The 20,696-nt window shown below is 63.5% G+C and carries 15 protein-coding genes and 1 other RNA gene; 11 read left to right on the forward strand and 5 right to left on the reverse strand.

Annotated elements, in window-relative coordinates:
- The first annotated feature begins 130 nt into the window (after positions 1 to 130).
- The 4 genes from ASD45_RS03380 to ASD45_RS03395 all read left to right on the forward strand — a co-directional run bounded on the left by ASD45_RS03380 (position 131) and on the right by ASD45_RS03395 (position 5,930).
- Positions 131 to 2,548, forward strand: a complete 2,418-nt coding sequence (locus ASD45_RS03380; RefSeq protein ID WP_156380696.1) for an EAL domain-containing protein — start codon at positions 131 to 133, stop codon at positions 2,546 to 2,548.
- Between the two features lie 286 nt (positions 2,549 to 2,834).
- Positions 2,835 to 3,995 carry an NEW3 domain-containing protein gene (locus ASD45_RS03385; protein ID WP_056910197.1) on the forward strand — a complete coding sequence of 387 codons (1,161 nt, stop codon included), beginning with the start codon at positions 2,835 to 2,837 and terminating at the stop codon, positions 3,993 to 3,995.
- Positions 3,995 to 5,002 carry an ABC transporter ATP-binding protein gene (locus ASD45_RS03390; protein ID WP_244485186.1) on the forward strand — a complete coding sequence of 336 codons (1,008 nt, stop codon included), beginning with the start codon at positions 3,995 to 3,997 and terminating at the stop codon, positions 5,000 to 5,002. The genes ASD45_RS03385 and ASD45_RS03390 overlap by 1 nt, the downstream gene beginning before the upstream one ends.
- Complete coding sequence (locus ASD45_RS03395) at positions 4,992 to 5,930, forward strand: ABC transporter permease (protein WP_056910198.1); 939 nt, start codon at positions 4,992 to 4,994, stop codon at positions 5,928 to 5,930. Before ASD45_RS03390 ends, ASD45_RS03395 begins: the two co-directional genes overlap by 11 nt.
- 54 nt (positions 5,931 to 5,984) lie before the next feature.
- Here the strand turns inward: ASD45_RS03395 and ASD45_RS03400 are convergent, their stop codons facing one another.
- Positions 5,985 to 9,656 carry a hydantoinase B/oxoprolinase family protein gene (locus tag ASD45_RS03400; RefSeq protein WP_082540916.1) on the reverse strand — a complete coding sequence of 1,224 codons (3,672 nt, stop codon included), beginning with the start codon at positions 9,654 to 9,656 and terminating at the stop codon, positions 5,985 to 5,987.
- Positions 9,657 to 9,767: 111 nt separating this feature from the next.
- Between ASD45_RS03400 and ASD45_RS03405 the strand changes: the two genes are divergently transcribed.
- The 4 genes from ASD45_RS03405 to ASD45_RS03420 all read left to right on the forward strand — a co-directional run bounded on the left by ASD45_RS03405 (position 9,768) and on the right by ASD45_RS03420 (position 13,328).
- On the forward strand, positions 9,768 to 10,313 hold the full coding sequence (locus ASD45_RS03405) for a winged helix DNA-binding protein (protein WP_056910199.1): 546 nt from the start codon (positions 9,768 to 9,770) through the stop codon (positions 10,311 to 10,313).
- 97 nt (positions 10,314 to 10,410) lie between these two features.
- The gene (locus ASD45_RS03410; RefSeq protein WP_056910200.1) at positions 10,411 to 10,959 is read left to right on the forward strand and encodes a TRAP transporter small permease; all 549 of its coding nucleotides are present in this window, start codon (positions 10,411 to 10,413) and stop codon (positions 10,957 to 10,959) included.
- Entirely contained in the window at positions 10,956 to 12,272 is a 1,317-nt protein-coding gene (locus ASD45_RS03415; RefSeq protein WP_200949718.1) for a TRAP transporter large permease subunit, read from the forward strand. The genes ASD45_RS03410 and ASD45_RS03415 overlap by 4 nt, the downstream gene beginning before the upstream one ends.
- 69 nt (positions 12,273 to 12,341) lie before the next feature.
- Positions 12,342 to 13,328: a TRAP transporter substrate-binding protein gene (locus tag ASD45_RS03420; protein WP_056910202.1), complete on the forward strand. Its 987-nt coding sequence runs from the start codon at positions 12,342 to 12,344 to the stop codon at positions 13,326 to 13,328.
- Positions 13,329 to 13,409: 81 nt separating this feature from the next.
- On the opposite strand, the gene ASD45_RS22910 is transcribed toward ASD45_RS03420, so the two are convergent.
- Together ASD45_RS22910 and ASD45_RS24200 are read right to left on the reverse strand one after the other, a co-directional pair.
- Positions 13,410 to 13,574: a DUF3309 family protein gene (locus tag ASD45_RS22910; RefSeq protein ID WP_082540617.1), complete on the reverse strand. Its 165-nt coding sequence runs from the start codon at positions 13,572 to 13,574 to the stop codon at positions 13,410 to 13,412.
- Positions 13,575 to 13,762: 188 nt separating this feature from the next.
- On the reverse strand, positions 13,763 to 14,752 hold the full coding sequence (locus tag ASD45_RS24200) for an OmpA family protein (protein WP_348271212.1): 990 nt from the start codon (positions 14,750 to 14,752) through the stop codon (positions 13,763 to 13,765).
- 1,000 nt (positions 14,753 to 15,752) lie between these two features.
- Between ASD45_RS24200 and ASD45_RS03435 the strand changes: the two genes are divergently transcribed.
- The 3 genes from ASD45_RS03435 (at position 15,753) to ASD45_RS03445 (ending at position 19,744) form a co-directional block, all read left to right on the forward strand.
- On the forward strand, positions 15,753 to 17,345 hold the full coding sequence (locus ASD45_RS03435; RefSeq protein ID WP_082540619.1) for an adenylate/guanylate cyclase domain-containing protein: 1,593 nt from the start codon (positions 15,753 to 15,755) through the stop codon (positions 17,343 to 17,345).
- Between the two features lie 62 nt (positions 17,346 to 17,407).
- Positions 17,408 to 19,363, forward strand: a complete 1,956-nt coding sequence (locus ASD45_RS03440) for a response regulator (protein WP_156380697.1) — start codon at positions 17,408 to 17,410, stop codon at positions 19,361 to 19,363.
- A 12-nt stretch (positions 19,364 to 19,375) separates the two neighbouring features.
- Positions 19,376 to 19,744 (forward strand): response regulator, encoded by a 369-nt coding sequence (locus tag ASD45_RS03445; RefSeq protein ID WP_056910204.1) that lies wholly within the window; start codon positions 19,376 to 19,378, stop codon positions 19,742 to 19,744.
- Between the two features lie 69 nt (positions 19,745 to 19,813).
- On the opposite strand, the gene rnpB is transcribed toward ASD45_RS03445, so the two are convergent.
- Positions 19,814 to 20,239, reverse strand: an RNA gene (rnpB, locus tag ASD45_RS16670) — RNase P RNA component class A.
- A 192-nt stretch (positions 20,240 to 20,431) separates the two neighbouring features.
- Positions 20,432 to 20,611, reverse strand: coding sequence for a hypothetical protein (locus ASD45_RS03450; protein WP_056910205.1), 180 nt, complete (start codon positions 20,609 to 20,611; stop codon positions 20,432 to 20,434).
- Positions 20,612 to 20,696: the final 85 nt, after the last annotated feature.

Below are 20,696 nucleotides of genomic sequence, written 5' to 3' on the forward strand. Positions count from 1 at the left end.
AGACTAGTCGCGAGGCCTGAGGCGACTGCTCGGCAAGCGATGCGTGCTCGACGGACAATCGTACCGCAACTGACAATAGTCGTCATGCAGCCCCACCTAATGTGGATGGCCTGCTGCAAGGGGTTACAGTGTGAACGTTAAAACAACCGCTGACGTGGCTTGGCGCGTCGTCCCGGCCGAAGGAAGCCTGACACGCGGGCAGACTTCTCCGGTCGGCCGTCTCGCGCCGATTGGTTTGGCGATTGTTCTCGTCTTGTTGCTCGCCTTTGCCCTGCTGTCCGCGCTTTTGACTTATCAGGTAGGTTCGGCCGCGAAACAGGCCAGCAGCCTGAGCGACATATTCAATGGTGCCCGCTACGACGTCGGCGCCGAAGAATCGCTGGAGCGCAAGTATCGGCTGGAGCCGAGTCCCGAAGTCCGCGGCCGGCACGCCACGGCTGCCTCTTCATTGGTCTCGGCGCTCGGCCAAGCGCACGACCTTGGCGATGCTGCCGACCGCGCGCTGGTAGACTCGGTCCTTACTACTCACCGGCAATATTTGTCGGCAATCGAGCACATGTTTGCCGCGGTTGATGCCGGCAACATCGAGCTCGCAACCAAAATCGATGGCGAAGAGGTTGATCCCTCATTCGCCGATATCGAGACCCGGATTGACGGCGCTGCGAACACTCACCGCGCGCTGGCCGAGAATAATCTCAACAAGCTCGCGACTGTTCAGGCAAGCGTTCTCATTGCCACCCCGATCGTGTTCATTGTCGGTCTTGGCTTGTTGGTTCTGTTTTGGCGGGCGCTGCAGGCCTACAGGAAACAGGCTATTCTCGCCATGACGAACGAAACCGCGGCCATTGCACGCCGCGAGAGGCGCTTTCGTGCCCTGGTTCACAGCTCTTCCGACGTCGTAATGATCTGCGCCGCCGATGGCATAATCACCTACGAAGGGCCGACGGCCCAAAGTGCATGGGGTTATGCCGTTGGTGCGCTTCTCGACACTCCGATCGCGGAACTGGTCCATCCAGACGACCATGCCGCTTGGCGGGATTTCTTCGGACAACTGTGTGGCTCGCCGGGGGCGACAAGAAGCGCGGAGCTTCGCCTCCGAAATGCCGGCGGGGTCTGGGCCGAGAGCGAAGTCACGCTGACGAATATGTTGGCCGATCCGGCCGTGCTGGGGCTGGTCGCCACGGCCCGCGACGTTACCGAACGCAAGGCGTTCGAAACGCAGCTTACCCGACAGGCACTTTATGATTCGCTGACGCTGCTGCCGAACCGAGTGCTGCTGCGCGACCGCATTGAGCAGACTCTTTCCCGTGCCAGTCGACTAAAAACGAAAATTGGCGTGCTCTTCCTGGATCTGGATAATTTCAAAGCCATAAATGACAGCCTGGGCCATCGAGTTGGCGATGAACTGCTTACCCAGGCCGCAACGCGCCTGCGCTCCTGCGTTCGGGAGGAGAGCACTGTGGCCCGGTTAGGGGGCGATGAGTTTGTTATTCTTCTGGAACACGTCTCAAGCGAAGTTGACGCGGTTCTTGTGGCCGAACGTGTCGAAAAGCAATTCAGTAAGCCATTCAAGCTGGCGGGCCGTGAATTCGTCGTTACGACAAGCATCGGAATCGCGCTCAGTGACGCAGGTCACGATGCCGAGAAAATAATGCGCGACGCAGACATCGCCATGTATTCGGCAAAAGGTCGCGGCAAAGCGCAACATATCGTGTTCAACGCCAGTATGCAGACCGATACCCTGGCGCGACTGGTGTTGGAGAATGACCTTCGCCATGCGATCGAGCGGCATGAACTGCGTCTGCACTATCAACCCATCGTTCGACTCGACACTGGAGAGGTCACGGAGGTCGAAGCGCTGTTGCGCTGGGAGCATCCAACCCGCGGCCTGCTCGCGCCAATGGTTTTCATTCCGCTCGCCGAGGAGACCGGCTTGATCGTCACGATCGGCGGCTGGGTGCTGAACGAGGCCTGCCGTCAGGTGGCGGCCTGGCAGGCCGACTTTCCGCGTGATCCGCCGTTGACGGTCAGCGTCAACCTTTCGCCGCGCCAGTTCCAGCAACCCAATCTGGTCCAGCAGGTCGGGCAGACGCTACGGGAAACCGGCCTTGATGCGCGCAGCCTCAAGCTTGAGATTACCGAAGGCACAATTATGCGCGATGTGGAGACGACCGCCGCCGCACTTTCAGGCCTTAAGGCCTTGGGAGTTCAATTGGCGGTCGATGACTTCGGCACAGGTTACTCTTCGCTGTCCTATCTCAGCCGGCTACCGCTCGATATCTTGAAGATCGATCGCTCATTCGTCAAAGGGATCGATCGCGGCGGCGAAGACACGGCCATTGTTCGTGCCATCATTTCGATGGCCAAATCGCTGCACCTGTCCGTTACCGGCGAGGGCATCGAAACCGCCGAACAGGCGGCATTGCTGCGGAAATGGGCCTGCGATCTCGGACAGGGCTTCTATTATTCACGACCACTCGAGGCGGCAAGTCTCGAAGCTTTGCTGGGAAAAATCGTTCTGCCGCGCGACCAGGAAGAAGTCGCATAACTATCGCCGGCAGTTCGGGATGCGATGCTCCGGCGCGACCGATCATTTACAATGCTGGCAGCGGACGTCGTCGATGAATTGACGTGCGGTCGCGTCATCCTGCCACCAGGAAATATTGCGATAATTTAATGTTCGGCCGCGTAAATGCGGCGAAGCCGTCTCCCAATTTCGTCAAATTTATGCGAGAGACGAGCATCGTTGCCACGGCGTTCGTCGTGGCTTTCACATGGGGGCGACGTCATCGAGTGCACGGCCTTGTTAAGGCCGGGCTCTGGGATCGCTCGCCATGAATTACCGATTGCTTGCCATCGCTGCGGCGCTGTGCACCTTCGCCGCGCCTGCACTTGCCGCCGACACCCATGACGTCAAGGGTCTCTATCTGCTGAGCGACTATCCGGCTGTCACGGTACAGCCGGGCGCGACGTCTACCATCAATATCAAGGTGCATAATTACGATATGGCGCCGGAGCGTTTGGCGCTGTCCGTCAACGGCGTGCCGAAGGGCTGGACCGCGACGCTGCTCGGCGGCGGTCAGCCGATCGCCGCGGCAATGCCGGCGGCGGACGACACGACTTCGATCGATCTCAGGCTCGACGTGCCGAAGGACGCGCAGATCGGCACGCAGACGATTACAGTGAACGCCGACGGTCCGACCTCGCATATCGCGCTGCCGGTCGCGGTGTCGCTCGCTAAGGAATTGCCGGCCAAACTGTCGCTGTCGTCGCAACTGCCGGAGTTGCGCGGCAATGCGCATTCGAGCTTCGAATATACCTTCACAATCAAGAACGACAGCGGCAAGAAGCTGCTGGTCAGCCTCGCGGCACAGGCGCCAAACAATTTCGACACCTCGTTCACCGAAGCCTATGGCACGCAGCAACTGACTGCGATCCCGGTCGATGCCGGCAAGACCAAGGACGTCAAACTCAAGGTCACGCCGCCCGACACCGTCGATGCCGGGCATTATCCGGTCAAAGTGAGTGTTGTCGCCGACGACGCCAAGGCGGCTTCCGAGGTCGCGCTCGACATCACCGGCCAGCCGAAGCTCTCGCTGTCCGGACGCGACGGCCTGCTCAGCGCCACCGCGACGGCCGGCAAGGAAGCGTCGATCCCGGTCGTGATCAGCAACACCGGCACGGCGCCGGCGGAAAACGTCAAGCTGTCCGGCAATGCGCCGAGCGGCTGGAAGGTGAGCTTCGAGCCGAAAAGCATCGAGCGCATCGCACCGAACCAGCATGCGCAGGTGCAGGCGCTGATCACGCCGCCGGCCAAGGCGATCGCCGGCGACTATGCTGCGGTGCTCAACGCCTCCGCCCATAGCGAGACCGGCAGCGCCAATTTCCGCGTCGCCGTTACCACCTCGACGATGTGGGGCATCGCCGGGGCCGGCCTGATCGGTGCAGCACTGCTGATCATGGTTGGCGCGGTTGCTCGTTTCGGACGACGCTAATGGACGCGGTCGTCATGCCCCGCGCCGGATCGGCCGTTTCGGCCGGGCCGGCGCAGACGGTGATCGCGGTGAACGGGCTCACCAAGCGCTACGACACGACCACGGCGGTCGACGGCATCACTTTCAACGTCGATGCCGGAGAGATCTTCGGTCTGCTCGGGCCGAACGGCGCCGGCAAGACCACGACCATCCTCATGCTGCTCGGCCTGAGCGACATCAGCGCCGGCACGGCGCGCGTCTTCGGCCACGATCCGATGCGCGAGCCGCTGCAGGTGAAACGGCTGATCGGCTATCTGCCGGACACGGTCGGCTTCTACGACAACATCAGCGCCGCCGATAACTTGCATTACACCGCGCGGCTGATCGGCATTGCGAAGGCCGAGCGTGCCGGCAAGATCGCCGCTGCGCTTGAGCGCGTCGGCCTCAAGGATGTCGCCAACAAGAAGGTCGGCGCCTTCTCCCGCGGCATGCGGCAGCGGCTCGGACTCGCCGAGATCGTGATGAAGGAGGCGCGCATCGCTATCCTCGACGAGCCGACCAACGGGCTCGACCCGCAGGCCAGCCTCGAACTGCTCGATCTGATCCGCTCCTTCAAGGCTCAGGGCATGACGGTGCTGCTGTCGTCGCATCTGCTCGACCGCGTGCAGAGCATCTGCGATCGCGTGGCGCTGTTCAACGCCGGCCGTATCGCGCTGATGGGCACGGTCGGTGAGCTCGGCGCTCAGGTGCTCGGCGGCGGCTTTGCCGTCGAGGTCGAAGCCGACGGCGGCGATCATCTGGCGAGGCGTCTGGCGGCTTTGCCCGGTGTGCGCCAGGTGACCGAGCCGGCGCCCGGCCGCTTCCGCATGATCTGCGACCGCGACCTGCGCGCCGAAGCCGCCGCTGAAGTGGTGGCGGGGAAGGGGCGGCTGACGCAACTGTCGCTCGACCGGCCGAGCCTGGAGACGATCTATACGCGCTACTTCCAGAGCCACGACAATCCCCGGGAGGTGCCGCATGCGGCGTGAAGGTTCGGCCCTGCGCGGCCTCGGCGTCGTGACGCTCAAGGAGTTGTCCGACCACATGACCAGCGCGCGAATGCGCGTGCTGGAATGGCTGGTGGTGCTGGTGGCGCTGGCGGCGGTCTATGCCGCGATCACCCAGGTGCGCGACGTGACGGCGGAAGATCCGTTCCTGTTCCTGCGCCTGTTCACGACGGCGCGCGAACCGTTGCCGTCGTTCACCGCCTTCCTCGGCTTTCTGGTGCCGCTGATGGCGATCGGCCTCGGCTTCGATGCGGTGAATGGCGAGCACTCGCGCCGCACGCTGTCGCGTATCCTGTCGCAGCCGATCTATCGCGACGCGTTGCTGTTCGGCAAATTCCTCGCCGGGCTGGCGACCTTGTCGGTGAGCCTGATCGTGCTGTGGCTGATCACCATCGGCCTCGGGTTGATCATGCTCGGCGTGCCGCCGGGCGCCGAGGAGATGGCGCGCGCCTTCATCTTCCTGCTGGTGACGATCGCCTACGCCGGCGTGTGGCTGGCGCTCGCCATGCTGGCCTCGATACTGTTCCGCTCCGCGGCGACGGCAGCCTTGGTGACGCTCGGCTTCTGGCTGTTCATCACGCTGATCTGGCCGGCGCTGTCGCCGGCGATCGTCACGGCGTTCGTGCCGAGCAATGACGAAGCAACCTTGGTGATCGCCGCACAGTCGCTGGCGCGGCTGTCACCATCGACGCTGTACGGCGAGGCGGTGATGGCGATACTGCATCCGGCGACGCGAACGCTCGGTCCGGTTTACGTCAGCCAATTGGAGGGCGCGGTGATGGGTTCGCCCTTGTCGCTGTGGAGCAGCGTCATGGTGGCCTGGCCGCAGATTGTCGGCCTGATCGCCGCGAGCATCCTCCTGTTCGTCGGCGGCTATGTCGCGTTCCAGCGGCAGGAGGTGAGGGCGTAACCTTCGGCGCCGCCATCGAAAGAGAACGGCCCGCGAAATCGCGGGCCGTTTCGTTTATTTGGCCTTCCCGTATCCGCCCGCGGTCGGCGTCTGGATGATCACCGCTTCGCCGGCGTCGATGGTGGTGTCGTCGCAGCCTTTGAGCCGCTCCATCGTCCCGTCCTTGCGGCGCGCCCAGTTCTCGCCGACCTGACCGGCCTCGCCGCCGGCCAAGCCGGGTGGCGGGACGCGGCGATGGCCGGAGAGGATGGTGCATTCCATCTTCTCGAGGAAGCGGATGGTGCGGCGGATGCCGTCCCCGGCGTGATACTGGCCCTTACCGCCGGAGTTCTTGCGGATGTGGAAGTCCTCGAGCAGGACCGGATATCTGAACTCGAGAATTTCCGGATCGGTCAGCCGCGTATTGGTCATGTGCGTGTGCACGGCGTCGGTGCCGTTGAAGCCGGGGCCGGCCGGCGAGCCAGAGCAGATCGTCTCGTAGTACTGATACTTGGCGTTGCCGAAGTTGAGGTTGTTCATCGTGCCTTGCGCCGCCGACAGCGCGCCGAGCGCGAGGAACAAGGTGTTGGTCACCGCCTGTGAGACCTCGACATTGCCGGCGACGACCGCGGCCGGATATTCCGGTGTCAGCATCGTCTGCTTCGGAATGACGATGTTGATCGGCCGCAGGCAGCCGGCATTCATCGGGATGTCGTCATCGACCATGACGCGGAACACGTAGAGCACGGCCGCGCGCGTCACCGGCTCCGGCGCGTTGAAGTTGGTCGGCTGCTGCGCCGAGGTGCCGGTGAAATCGACGGTGGCCTCGCGCTTCTTCTTGTCCACCGTGATCTTGACCTTGATCGCGGTGCCCTGGTCCATCTCGTAGCTGTATTCGGAATCGTGCAGGCGATCGATGACGCGACGCACGCTCTCGGCGGCATTGTCCTGCACGTGCTGCATGTAGGCCTTGACCACCGGCAGCGTGAACTGCGTCACCATCTTGCGCAGTTCGGCGACGCCCTTCTCGTTGGCGGCAATCTGCGCCTTCATGTCGTTGATGTTCTGGATCGGATTGCGCGCCGGATACTTCGCGCCGGTGAGCGCCGCCATCAGCTCCTTCTCGCGGAACTTGCCGCGATCGACCAGCTTGAAGTTGTCCATGTAGACGCCTTCCTGCTCGATCGTGGTCGCGTTCGGCGACATCGAGCCAGGCGAGATGCCGCCGACATCGGCGTGATGGCCGCGCGAGGCGACCCAGAACAGGATGTTCTTCTTCTTGTCGTCGAACACCGGCGTGCAGACGGTGATATCCGGCAAATGCGTGCCGCCGTTATAGGGCGCGTTGATGGCGTAGACGTCGCCGGGCGCGATCTTGCCCTTGTTGTCGCGGATGACGGTCTCGACCGAGCGGTCCATCGAGCCCAAATGCACCGGCATATGCGGCGCGTTGGCGACCAGCGTGCCGTCGGCTGCGAACACCGCGCAGGAGAAGTCGAGCCGCTCCTTGATGTTCACCGAATAGGCGGTGTTCTGCAGCGACACGCCCATCTGCTCGGCGATCGACATGAACAGGTTGTTGAAGACCTCGAGCATGATCGGGTCGGCATGGGTGCCGATCGCGGCGACGCGCTTCAGTTTCTTGATGCGCGCGAGCACGAGGTGGTTCTTCGCCGTCAGTTCGGCCTGCCAGCCGGGCTCGACGACAATGGTCTGGTGCGGCTCGATGATGATCGCCGCGCCCTTGACCTTGGCGCCGATCTTCAACTGGTCGCGGGTATAGACATTGGCCTGGTGCCATTCGCCTTGCGAGAAGAACCGCGTCTTCTTCGCCGGCTTCGGCAGCGCCGCCGCCGAGCGCCGCGCCGCTTTCTCGTTGAACTTGGCGCCGCCGCCGACGGCTTCGACCGAAACGGCTTCGATCACCATCTCCTTGTTGCGGTCGATGAAGCCGAAGCGCGCCTTGTGTGCCTTCTCGAACGCGCGCTGCATGGCGGGCAGGGTACCAGCCGTCACCACCAGCGCGGTGTCGGTGCCGGCGTAGCGGATATGCGCACGCACGATCAGCTTTGCCTTGGCGACGCCCTGGCCGGCGACTTCGGCCATGGCTTCCTTGCCGAGGCGCTTGGCCGTGCGCCCCAGCGCCGCGAGGCCCTTGGCGCCGAAGCCGAGTTCGATCGCCTGTTCGCGCGTGGCGCGAATGTCGGCGAGCCCCATGCCGTAGGCGGACAGTAGCGACGAGAACGGATGGATCAGCACCTTGGTCATGCCGAGCGCATCGGCTACCAGGCAGGCGTGCTGGCCGCCGGCGCCGCCGAAACAGTTCAGGGCATAGCGGGTGACATCGTAGCCGCGCTGCACCGAGATTTTCTTGATGGCATTGGCCATGTTCTCGACAGCGATCTTGATGAAACCGTCGGCAATCTCTTCCGCGGATTTGTCGCCGACATCCTTGGCCATGACGGCGAAGGCAGATTTCACCGCCTCGGCGTCGAGCGGCTGGTCCTGCTGTGGGCCGAAGATCTTCGGGAAGAAGTCGGGAATGAGCTTGCCGGCCATCACGTTGGCATCGGTAACGGCGAGCGGGCCGCCGCGGCGATAGCAAGCCGGGCCCGGATTCGCGCCCGCGGAATCCGGGCCGACGCGGAAGCGCGCGCCGTCGTAGTGCAGGATCGAGCCGCCGCCCGCGGCGACGGTGTGAATGAGCATCATTGGCGCGCGCATGCGCACACCGGCGACTTCGGTCTCGAAGGTTCGCTCGTACTCACCATCGAAGTGCGACACGTCGGTCGAGGTGCCGCCCATGTCGAAGCCGATCAGGCGGTCGAAGCCGGCCTGCTTGCCGGTCTCCGCCATCGACACCACGCCCCCGGCGGGGCCGGACAGAATGGCGTCCTTGCCCTGGAACAACTCGGCCGCGGTGAGCCCGCCGGACGACATCATGAACATCAGCCGCGCGCCTGACTCCTTTGTGTCGAGCGCGTCGGTGACGCGGGCCACATAGCGACGCAAGATCGGCGACAAATAGGCATCCACGACCGTGGTGTCGCCGCGGCCGACCAGCTTGATAAGCGGCGAAACCTCATGGCTCACCGACACCTGGGCAAAGCCCATGCCGCGGGCGAGTTCGGCGACGCGCTTCTCGTGCTCCGGAAAGCGGTAGGCATGCATGAAGACGATGGCGACGGCCTCGATGCCGTCAGCCTTGGCCGCCTCCAGCGCGGTGCGCGCGCTGTCGATGTCGAGCGCCTGCTCGACGGTGCCGTCGGCGCGCACGCGCTCATCGACTTCCGCCACGCGCTCGTACAGCATGTCGGGCTTGATGATGTGGCGGGCAAAGATCTTCGGTCGTGCCTGATAGCCGATCTTGAGCGCGTCGCGGAAACCCTTGCTGATGAGCAAAAGCACGCGGTCGCCCTTGCGCTCGAGCAGGGCATTGGTGGCGACGGTGGTGCCCATCTTCACGGCACTGACGAGCCCGGCCGGGATCGGCTCGCCAGTCCCGAGCCCGAGAAGATCGCGGATGCCTTGTACTGCCGCGTCGGCATAGGCTTCGGGATTCTCGCTCAGCAGCTTGTGTGCGGCCAAAGTGCCGTCGGGCCGCCGTCCGACGACGTCGGTGAAGGTGCCGCCGCGATCGATCCAGAAATCCCAGGCGCCGCGGGGCGCTCGGCCTGTGCTTTGGCCCGCGCCTTGCTTTGCAACCTGTTTTTTCGCAGCCTTCTTCTTCGCCGCCTTTAAAGCCATGTCGCCCTCCTTGCCTGACGCGAATAAACCAGAGCTGAAAAAAATCGTCAATAAATCGTTGACAATTTATCGGCGGTCGATACGCTTTTCCAAATCTCGCGAGGGGCTGGGATGACGAAGGCTGAGGGGTCAGCAAAGAGCGGCGCGGATTTGACGCTGGGACCGATCGTGTCGTCGGCGCATCTGGCGTCGGGCGCCTTGCCGGTACTGTCCGAGCTCGAATTCGGATTGATCCTGCTCGACCACGCATTTGAGCGGTGGATGGTGCGTTGCATGGCCGCCGCCGGCGTGCCCGACCTGTCGCCACTCGATGTGCTCGTCCTGCACACCATCGCGCATCGCGCCCGCGCCAAGCGCGTCGCCGACATTTGCCTCGTCCTCAATATCGAGGATACGCATCTCGTGACCTATTCGCTGAAGAAGCTCGACGGGTACAAACTTCTGGTGAGCGGCAAGAAGGGGAGCGAGAAAACCGTCAGTCTTACGGCCAGGGGTGAGGAGATGGTTCGCCGCTATCGCAAGGTCCGCGAGGCCTTGCTGGTCCAATCGGTGAAAAGCGCCGGTATGGACGAGAAGCGGCTGTCCGAAATCGCTGCGCTGATGCGGGCGCTGTCGGGTCATTACGACCAGGCGGCGCGCGCCGCTGCGAGCCTATGAGAATCAAGCGAATGATGAATCAAAACTCTAAACCGGATGCCGCCTGCGCGAATTGCGCCGGAACCGCACCTGCGGCCATCAGCAAAATGGAGATCGCATGATCCGCGTCGCATTGGACAAACTCTATTTGTGGTCGGGATACGCCGCCGGCTTCTTCCTGGTGGCGATCTTCGGCATCATGATGTTCATGTCGGTCGGCCGCGAATTCGACATCAACATTCCGGCGGGCGACGATTTCGCTTCATGGTGCATGGCGGCGATGGCATTCCTCGGCCTTGCCCATACCTTCAAGCGCGGCGAGATGATCCGCGTCGGCATCGTCGTGGAGAAAGTGACCGGCAAGAAGCGCTGGGCGGTCGAGGTGATCGCGCTGAGCGTCGCGACGGTCTTCACCCTGTATTTCGCCTGGTTCGCAGTGCGGATGACTTACGACTCGTTCCGTTTCCATGACATGTCGACGGGTGTCATTTCAGTGCCGCTGTGGATTCCGCAGCTCGGTTATTGCGCCGGTCTCATCATTCTCGCGATCGCGCTGATCGATGAGATGATCAACGTGCTCAAGGGTAACAAGCCGAGTTACGAGAAAGAGCCGCCGACTTCGCCGGACGAGTTCGTCGAGCTCGTCGCATCCGGAGGGGCGGGCTGATGTCGCTCCCCCTGGTCGACCTGGCGCTGGTTCTGCTGGTAGCGCTCATCTTCATCCTCGGCAGCGGCATCTGGATCGCGGTCGCGATCGGCATCGTCGGCTATATCGCGATGATCCTGTCGACCAGCGTTCCGGTCGGCTCGGTGCTGGCGACGACGGTGTGGAGTGCGAGCGCGTCGTGGACCCTCGCCGCGCTGCCGCTCTTCATCTGGATGGGAGAAATCCTGTTCCGCACGCGGCTGTCCGAAGAGATGTTTCGTGGCCTGTCGCCCTGGCTGCAGTGGCTGCCGGGCCGCCTCGTGCATGTAAACGTCATCGGCTGCGGCATCTTCGCCGCGGTTTCGGGCTCGTCGGCGGCGACCTGCGCCACCATCGGCAAGATCTCGCTGCCGGAACTGGAGAAGCGCGGCTACGACCCCGGCCTGAGCCTCGGCTCGCTTGCCGGGTCGGGCACGCTCGGCCTGCTCATTCCGCCGTCGATTCCGATGGTGGTTTATGCCGTGACCGCGAACGTCTCGGTGCTGCAGGTCTTCCTGGCGGGCTTCCTGCCGGGGCTGCTCGTGATGGTCTTGTATTCGGGCTATATTATGGGCTGGTCGCTGCTCAATCCGTCGAAGGTGCCGCCGCGAGATCCGCCGCTGCCCTTCCGCGAAAAGCTGCGGCAATCGACCAGGCTCATTCCATGTCTCGTGCTGATCCTTGCCGTGTTCTTTGCGTTGGTGCTCGGATTCGCCACCGCCACCGAATGCGCCGCTTGGGGTGTCTCGGGATCGCTGATCCTGGCGTGGTGGAGCGGCACGCTGACGCGAAAGACGTTCTTCGAAAGCGTCATGAGCGCGACGCGGCTCACATGCATGATCATGTTCATTCTCGCCGGTGCGGCCTTCGCCACCGCGGCGATGGCCTATACGGGGATTCCAGCGGCGCTGGCGGAGTGGGTGAAAGGTCAGAACCTGACGCCGAGCATGCTCGCGCTGTACCTCTCGGTCATGTACATCATCCTCGGTTGCCTCATCGACGGTATTTCGATGATCGTTTTGACCGCGGTTGTGGTGCTGCCGATGGTGCAGCAGGCCGGCCTCGACCTGATCTGGTTCGGCATCTACCTCGTTATTCACGTCGAGATGGCGCAGATCACCCCGCCGGTCGGGTTCAACCTGTTCGTGCTGCAGAACATGAGCGGCAAGGACACGATGACGGTGGCGAAGGCGGCTTTCCCGTTCTTCATTCTGCTTCTTGTCTCCGTGTTCATCATCACCGAATTCCCCCAGATCGCTCTCTTTCTGCCACGACTGGCTTTCCCGACCGGATGAGGGGGCTTGCTTCGGCGGGGCCGTTTTCTGCTAGGATTTGATCAATCAACAGCAAGGTGTGAGGCAACAATGACAAAACAGATAACCCGTACTGCCGTGCTCGGCCTGTTGGCGGCCGCTGCGCTCAGCGTGGCGCCGGCGGCGGCGCAGACCAAATGGAATCTGCCGGCCGCCTATCCGGCCGACAATCCGCACAGTGTCAATCTGACGATGTTCGCCAAGGACGTCTCCGACGCCACCAAGGGCAAGCTCGAGATTACGGTTCACCCGGGCGCATCGCTGTTCAAGGCGCCGGACATCAAGCGCGCGGTGCAGACCGGTCAGGCACAGGCCGGTGAAGTGCTGATCTCGATCCACGAAAACGAGGATCCGGTGTACGGCGTCGACGTCGTGCCGTTCCTTGCCACCAGCTTCGCCGATGCGAAGAAGCTGTGGCTCGCCTCCAAGCCGGTGATCGAGAAGAAGCTGGCGGCGCAGGGCCTGATGGTTCTGTTCGCTGTGCCGTGGGCGCCGCAGGGCATCTACACCAAGAAGGATCTCAACACGATCGAGGATATGAAGGGCCTTAAGTGGCGCGCCTATAACGTCGGCACCGCCAAGATCGGCGAGCTGGTCGGCGCCCAGTCGGTGACGATCCAGGCGGCGGAACTGCCGCAGGCGCTGGCCACCGGCGTGGTCAATTCCTTCATGTCGTCGGGCGGCACCGGCTACGACTCGAAGGCCTGGGAAACGCTGACCAACTTCTACGACGTGCAGGCATGGATCCCGAAGGACATCACCTTCGTCAACAAGGCGGCGTTCGACTCGCTCGACAAACCGACGCAGGAAGCCGTGCTGAAGGCCGCGGCGACTGCCGAAGCCCGTGGCTGGAAGATGTGGGAAGAGAAGGCCGGCTGGTATCTCGATCAGCTCAAGGCCAAGGGCATGAAGGTCATGCCGCCGAGCGATGCGCTTAAGGCGAGCCTGAAGAAGATTGGCGAGCAGCTCACTGCCGACTGGAAGAAGAAGGCCGGCGCCGACGGCGAAGCGATCCTCGCCGCCTACAACAAGAAGTAACTTTCGCCGCTATCCGAATGAAAAAAAACCGGCGCATGCGATCCGCATGCGCCGGCTTCAATTTGGAAGGTATTGCTCTGACTATAGCCGCCCCATCAGGAGCAGGACCAGCAGCACGATAATCACGAGGCCCAAGCCACCGCCGCCGTAATAACCGGTGCCGTAGAATGGACCGCCGCCGATGCCGGAAAAGCCGCCGAGCAGGGCGATGACCAGAATAATCAATATGATGGTACCGATAGACATCGCGCGATCTCCTTGGAAACGTTTGTTGCCTCACGGCCGTGAGGCCGTCCGCCTTAGTTCCGACGCGCCTGTCAACGGAACAAAGGGCTGAAAGTTCCCGTCGTTTTGACGAGATATGGACCCCTCATAAAAACAGCCCCCGGGATTGCACCCGGGGGCTGTCTGCTTGGCTCAGAAATCCTGAAAGATCAGCGATTTGCCTGCTGGTCGATCAGCGGCGTAATGCGGCGGACCGCAACGCGCCGGTTTTCAAGGGACGGGCCGTCGGTTTGCACCTTGAGGTATTGCTCGCCATAGCCCTGGGTCACCAGATTTTCCGGCGGCACCTGGAATTGCTGAGTGAGCGCCACCGCCACCGCTTCGGCGCGGCGGTCGGACAGGGACAGGTTGTCTTCCGGCTCGCCTACGGCATCGGTATGACCTTCAATCAGGAACACCTCGCGGGGGTTACGCGACACAGCCCGCTTGATGCCGTCGGCGATCTCGGCCAGCCGGCTAACCTGCTCAGGCCCCAATTGCCAAGAGCCGGTCTCGAAGTGCACATCGAGATCGACGCGTGGCATGTAAGCCCGCAGCGGCTCGCTGTAGCGCACCTCCTCGAGCGTATAACGACGATCGATGCGCTGGATCGGTGGCGCCTCGAAGATCGTGAAGATGGCGTCGCGCGAAGCGTTGTCGCCGTCGAGGATGTAACGCTCGCGCGGGCCTTGCCAGCGCGGCGGCGGCACGTCGACGAAGAAGCTCTGCCGTGGGCCGGTATAGCGATTGTCGATGATCACGACGTCGCGACCGTCATTGCGGCGAACGCGGCGCAGCAGCCGGCCTTGGCGGTCGGTCGTTGTGACAATCTGCGAGCCGTCGGGCCGCACGATGATGCTCACCGTATCTTCGCCGCGTCGTGACACGCGCACGTCGCGTGCATCAACAGCGAAGCGGTCGGCTTCGTTGTGACGGATGAAGGTGCGATCGCCTTGACGGACGATGGTCCGATCGCCCTCGGTGATGATGGTGCGATTGCCATCACGCACCTCACGGCGTTCGCGGCGCAAATCATCGACGCCGCGCGTCGGCCCCTGGTTGTCGCGGCGGATGAAATCGGCGGACGAGCGCGGTTGTGTCGGTGGCGGCGGCGGCGCTGCAGCCGATCCTCCAACCTGCACGGCGGCGCGACCGGCCAAACCGGCGGGCGCCTGAGTGGGCGGCGGCGGCGTTTGGGCTGACGGTGCCGGCGGGGCGCCTGCGGCGGCCGGCGGCGGCGAAGCGCCGTTTCTGGTTCGCGCAGCCGGAGCCGGTGCACCCGGTTGAGTTTGGGCAGCGGGTGGCGGAGGCGTGCCGGGCTGTGTCGGCGCAGCCGGCGGCGGAGGCGCAACCGACCTCCGCTGTGCGTCAGCGGGCGGCGTGGCCGAACTCGGCCGTGCAGCCGACGGCGGCGGCGCAACCGGCTTGGGCTGAGCGGCCGCAGGCGGCGGCGGCGCAACCGGCTTTGGCTGCGTGGCGGCGGGAGGCGGCGGCGCAACCGGCTTTGGTTGCGTGGCGGTGGGAGGCGGCGGTGCAACCGGTTTAGGCTGTGCAGCCGGCGGTGGCGGCGGCGCGGGACGCTGCACGGCCGGAGGCGGCGGCGTCTGCGGACGTTGAACGGCAGGCGGCGGCGGTGGCGCAGGTCGCTGCACGGCGGGCGGCGGCGGCGCCGGCGGGTGGGCGGCCGGCGGCGGTGTCGGTGGTGCGGGTGGTTTCGCGGCCGGCGGCGCAGGTGGTTTCGCTCCGGGGGCCGGCGGCTTCCTGTGTTCTTCTTTTTTCTTATCCTCCGGCTCTCCCGGCTGGGCAGGCGGCTGTGCCTGGGCGATCAGCAAGTCCGTCGGCGCGCGCTGAGCGTGTGCGCCCGGGATTATGTAACCCGCGACCGCGGTCATCGCGGTGCAGGCAAGCAAAAACGATCTGGCTGACGTCATCGTGGCAGGACTCCGGATTGAGGAATTGCGTCGCAACATCGGCTGGAAGCATGTTGCGTTTGATCGGACCGCAAGTGGGCCCAGCGAAATCTCCCGTTAACGCTGCCGGCATGATGCGGTTCCGCGGGTGAATTGCGACTGAACGAATTGCGGCTGAATTGTCGCCAACTTTTTTGCAATCGCGGCGATGCAACACTAATGTCGCGCCCGTGGAAGTTGGGAGTACGGCTTGCCGAGCGAAGATCAGGATCAGCGCCTTAACCGTGCGCTCGCCGCCTATCTGCGCCAGGAGATCCAGGCTCCGGCGCTGGCGATCGGCGATTTTCTCGATATCCTGAGCGAGGACGCGCGTCGTCTCGGCCGTGACGACATTCTGAGCGATCTCGATCGCATGCAGAGTGCCGCCGCGAAGCTCAACGCCTTCGTCGCCGCGGTGGTGGATCAGGGATCCGGCCACGGCCTCGGCGAAAACGATCACGAATTCAACCGCCGCCTGCGCCACGACCTGCGCACGCCGCTCAATGCCGTCATCGGCTACAGCGAGATGCTGATCGAGGATCTCAATGGTGCCGGCGACAACGGCTTGCGCGAGGATCTGACCAAGCTCAAGCAAGCCGCCGATCAGTTGCTCGGCCAGATCGACGCCATGGTCGCGCTCACACGCGCCGACGACGCGCCGATCGCGCGCGAGGAAAAGCTCGCCGGCCATGCGGGCATCGTCGCCGAGGTGCTGCGCACGGTGCAGCCTCTGAATGTCGGCGCCTCACATCTCATCGACCGGCAGAGCCGCATTCTCGTGATCGATGATAACGCGGCCAATCGCGACGTACTCGAGCGGCGGCTGACGCGCGAAGGTCACGCCGTCGTCACCGCTGCCGATGGCGCGGAGGGATTGAAGCGCGTCGGCGAGGGCGAGTTCGATCTGGTCCTGCTCGATCTCATCATGCCGGAAATAAGCGGTTTCGAGGTTCTCACCCGTCTCAAGGGCGACGAGCGCACAGCGCATATCCCGGTCATCGTCATCTCGGCGCTTGACGAGCTCGACAGCGTCGTGCGCTGCATCGAGGCCGGCGCCGATGACTACCTGCCGAAGCCGTTCGATCCGATCCTCTTGCGCACCCGCATCAACTCGTCGCTCGAAAAGAAGTGGCTGCGCGACCGCGAAAAGAAATTCATCGCCGACCTTGAGACCGAGAAGAAGAAATCCGAGACGCTGCTGCTCAACATCCTGCCGTCGAGCATCGTCAGCCGCATGCGTGAAGGCGAACTGAAGATCGCCGACCGTGTCCAGGAGTCGACCATCCTGTTCTGCGATCTGGCCGGCTTCACCGTCCTGTCCGGCACGATGCCGGCCGAGAGCGTGCTCGATTTCCTCGGCCGCATCTTCACCGTATTCGACGCCCTTTCCGCCGAGGCTGGCGTCGAGAAGATCAAGACCATCGGCGACGCCTACATGGCGGCGGCCGGCATCCCCGAGCCGCAGCCCGATCACGCCGAGCGCATCGTTGCGCTGGCGCCGCGCATGATGCGCGCCGTGCAGGACGTCGCCCGTGAGACCGGCCTCGCCCTCAACGCCCGCATCGGCATTCACACCGGGCCGATCGTCGCCGGCGTCATCGGTACGCACAAATTCGCCTATGACGTCTGGGGCGACAGCGTCAACACGGCGAGCCGCATGGAATCGCATTCGCTCACCGGCCGCATCCATCTGACCGACGCGACCCGGCGGGCGCTGAACGGCCGCTTCCCGCTGGAGCCGCGCGGCATCATCGAGGTCAAGGGCAAAGGCCCCATGGAGACGTATTTTCTGCTGGAGGAATGAGCGCGGCTGGCCTAAAGCTCGGGCCGAGCGCTGCCAAGTGGGGCTGATCGGTGCAGGCACATATGAAGCGGACATTGTCGCCGGAGGAAGAGCACGCCTTCCTGCGCGCGACCCTCGACTATATGCAGCACGGCGTCGCCATGTACGACGCCGACCACAAACTGGTCACCTGGAACGAGCGCTTCGTCGATTATCTGCAAATGCCCGAGGAATTCCTCGGCACCGACCGCACCTTCTCCGACTATATCCGCTATCTCGGCGCCCGCGGTGAATTCGGCGAGGATGCCGACATCGAGAAGGAGCTCGAGAAGCGCCTGAAGGTGCTGGCGACCTCGCATTCCTTCGAGCGCGTGCGGCCGGACGGCATGGTGATGGAAGTGCGGCGCGATCCGGTGCCGGGCGGCGGCTTCATCGCCATCTACACCGACATCACCGAGCGCAAGAAGCAGGAACTGGCGCTGCGCAAGGCAATGGAGGACGCCGAATCCGCCAATAAGGTGAAGTCGTCCTTCCTCGCCAATATGAGCCACGAGCTGCGCACGCCGCTCAATGCCATCATCGGCTACAGCGAGTTGCTGGCCGAGGACGCGCAGGATCGGGGCGACAAGGCGGCGCTCGGCGACCTGGAAAAGATCAGCGCCGCCGGCAAACATCTGCTCGGCCTGATCAATGAGATTCTCGATCTCTCCAAGATCGAAGCCGGCAAGATGGAGATCTATCTCGAGCGCGTCGATCTCCAGAAGGCGATAGCCGACGTCAAGACCATCGTCGATCCTATGATTGCCAAGAACGGCAACCGGCTGGTCATCGAATGCCCGGCCGATATCGGCAGCGTGCGGACCGACATCACCAAGATCAAGCAATGCTTGATCAACCTGTTGAGCAACGCCGCCAAGTTCACCAAGCAGGGCACCATTCTGCTCAGGCTGTCGCGCGACAAGGACGACCACGGCGTGGACCGCGTCCGCTTCGATGTTGGTGACAGCGGAATCGGCATGACTCCGGAGCAACTCGGCCGGCTGTTCCAGGCTTTCACCCAGGCCGATTCATCGACCACGCGCAATTTCGGCGGCACCGGCCTCGGCCTGACGATCACCCGGCATTTCGTGACGATGCTCGGCGGCACGATCGATGTCGTCAGCGAGCCTGGAAAAGGCACGACCTTCAGTATCGTGCTGCCCGATCGAGAAGGGGGCGAGGCGGCACCGACCGTCGCCGATGATCTCGGCCTGGCTCCGGAAGGCGTCGCTTCGGCGATCACCGTGCTGATCGTCGATGACGATCCGGCGGTGCACGATGTGCTGTCCGCGACGCTTGGGCGCGAGGGTTATGTGCTGCTGCACGCGCGCGATGGCGCCGAGGCTCTAGCGATCATGCGCAAGACGCCGCCCGACATCGTGACGCTCGACGTGCAGATGCCCAAGGTCGACGGTTGGTCGGTGCTCGGCATCATGAAATCGGAGCCGGCGCTGGAGAATATCCCGGTGATCATGCTCACGATCGTCGATGATCGCAATCTCGGCTTCTCGCTCGGCGCGTCGGAATTCATGACCAAGCCGATCGACCGCAACCGGCTGACGGCGCTGCTGCGCAAGCTGGCGCCGGCCAAGGCGGACGCCGTCATCCTCATCGTCGATGACGACCCGGATGTGCGCGAGGTTGTGGCCGCAACGGTCAAAGCCGCGGGGCTCACCCCCGCGCAAGCCGCCAATGGCCGCGAGGCGCTGGGCTGGCTCGCCAGCAACAAGGCACCGGCACTTATTTTGCTCGACCTGATGATGCCGGAGGTCGATGGCTTCGAGTTTCTCGAGAAGGCGCGCGAGATCGAGAGCCTGAACGAAGTACCGATCGTGGTTCTGACCGCCAAGGATCTCACCGAGACCGAACGCAGCATACTTGCCGAGCGCACCTTGCTGGTGTTGAGCAAGAGCGGCCAGCCGATCGGAACGCTGGGTACGGCGCTGTCGGCCCTTGCACGCCGGCATCACGACGCGGCACACCGTCATGATGGAAAGTAAGAAGGTACTGCGATGAAAGTTCTGCTGGTCGAAGACAACGAGATGAATCGCGACATGCTCTCGCGCCGCCTCGCGCGCAACGGTTATGAGGTGGTGATGGCGGTCGATGGCCAGCAGGCGGTGACCATGGCGGCTTCCGAAAATCCCGACATCATTCTGATGGATATGAGTTTGCCGGTGATCGACGGCTGGGAAGCGACGCGCCGCGTCAAGGCCGATCCGGCGACGCAGAAGATTCCGGTGATCGCCCTGACCGCGCACGCCATGGCCGAAGACGAGAGCAAGGCGCGCAACGCCGGCTGCGACGACTTCGACACCAAGCCAGTCGATATCCAGCGCCTGATCGGCAAGATGAAGGCGTTGCTCGACGGCGCGCCGTAGCCGCCGCGCGCGCTTAGGAAGAGCCCGAATTGGTGAGGGCCCGGTGATTTCCCACCGGGCCCTCGTCATCGTATCAGCCAGCCTATAAGCCGGGTTTTGTATGGCCTGCTGTCGTAAGCAGACGTGACGGCCATTCCTCTAGTCCGCCGGTTACCCGGCGTCTCAAGCAACCTACCCGAATGACTGGCCCGGACGGACCTAGAGCTTGCGCTCCTGCGTCATTCCTATTCGGTTTTGCTCCCGGTGGGGTTTGCCGTGCCGCTGTCATTGCTGACAACGCGGTGGGCTCTTACCCCACCGTTTCACCCTTACCTTGAGCCAATACACAACGCGGCCAAGGCGGTCTGTTTTCTGTGGCACTTTCCCTGAGGCCAACACGGCTTGCGCCGCGCCATCCCCGCCGGACGTTATCCGGCACCGTTCGTCCATGGAGCCCGGACTTTCCTCTCCGGCCGCCTTTCGGCATTGGCGCGGAGCGGCCGTCCGGCCGACTGACGCTTCAAGGAATGGAGACCCAACGTGCCGCCGTCAAGGCAGACGCCAAAGCGTGAAGGCAAAAAAAATCCCGGACCGGTCGAGGGGAGACCGGCCCGGGGGGTGCCTTGGGAGGCAAGTCAAGCGCGCCAACTGGAGGGAACGGCGCGCTATCTCAACATCTCGCAGGAGGTTCAGCCTTCGAGAATTCGCTTAGGCGGCAGCGCTTTTGCGCGGCGCGGGACGGTGAAAGCCGGTAAAAAAGCGCTTGATCGCGGCGGTCAGTTCGCCGGCGGCGGCGCGGGTCACTTCAGCGCGGGCGGCACGGGCCGCGGCAACGACGCGATTGATGTCTGCGGCGGAAGGATTGGCCGGAATATGGGAGGTATACATCTCTAGCTCCGAACGCCTGAGGGGCTGGTCTTTATTCCCCATGCGTTGACTGCATAGTATTATCTTTCATTGGAATTATAATCCG

It is taken from the genome of Pseudolabrys sp. Root1462 (assembly GCF_001426945.1).
In the GTDB taxonomy this organism is placed as follows: domain Bacteria; phylum Pseudomonadota; class Alphaproteobacteria; order Rhizobiales; family Xanthobacteraceae; genus Pseudolabrys.

Excerpts from the sequence above, each read along its gene's own strand:
- ASD45_RS03440 (WP_156380697.1), top strand. The coding sequence starts at position 17,408 with ATGAAGCGGACATTGTCGCCGGAGGAAGAGCACGCCTTCCTGCGCGCG.
- ASD45_RS03450 (WP_056910205.1), bottom strand. The coding sequence starts at position 20,611 with ATGTATACCTCCCATATTCCGGCCAATCCTTCCGCCGCAGACATCAAT.
- ASD45_RS03410 (WP_056910200.1), top strand. The coding sequence starts at position 10,411 with ATGATCCGCGTCGCATTGGACAAACTCTATTTGTGGTCGGGATACGCC.
- ASD45_RS03385 (WP_056910197.1), top strand. The coding sequence starts at position 2,835 with ATGAATTACCGATTGCTTGCCATCGCTGCGGCGCTGTGCACCTTCGCC.
- ASD45_RS03400 (WP_082540916.1), bottom strand. The coding sequence starts at position 9,656 with ATGGCTTTAAAGGCGGCGAAGAAGAAGGCTGCGAAAAAACAGGTTGCA.
- ASD45_RS03445 (WP_056910204.1), top strand. The coding sequence starts at position 19,376 with ATGAAAGTTCTGCTGGTCGAAGACAACGAGATGAATCGCGACATGCTC.
- ASD45_RS03405 (WP_056910199.1), top strand. The coding sequence starts at position 9,768 with ATGACGAAGGCTGAGGGGTCAGCAAAGAGCGGCGCGGATTTGACGCTG.
- ASD45_RS22910 (WP_082540617.1), bottom strand. The coding sequence starts at position 13,574 with ATGTCTATCGGTACCATCATATTGATTATTCTGGTCATCGCCCTGCTC.
- ASD45_RS03395 (WP_056910198.1), top strand. The coding sequence starts at position 4,992 with ATGCGGCGTGAAGGTTCGGCCCTGCGCGGCCTCGGCGTCGTGACGCTC.
- ASD45_RS03390 (WP_244485186.1), top strand. The coding sequence starts at position 3,995 with ATGGACGCGGTCGTCATGCCCCGCGCCGGATCGGCCGTTTCGGCCGGG.
- ASD45_RS03420 (WP_056910202.1), top strand. The coding sequence starts at position 12,342 with ATGACAAAACAGATAACCCGTACTGCCGTGCTCGGCCTGTTGGCGGCC.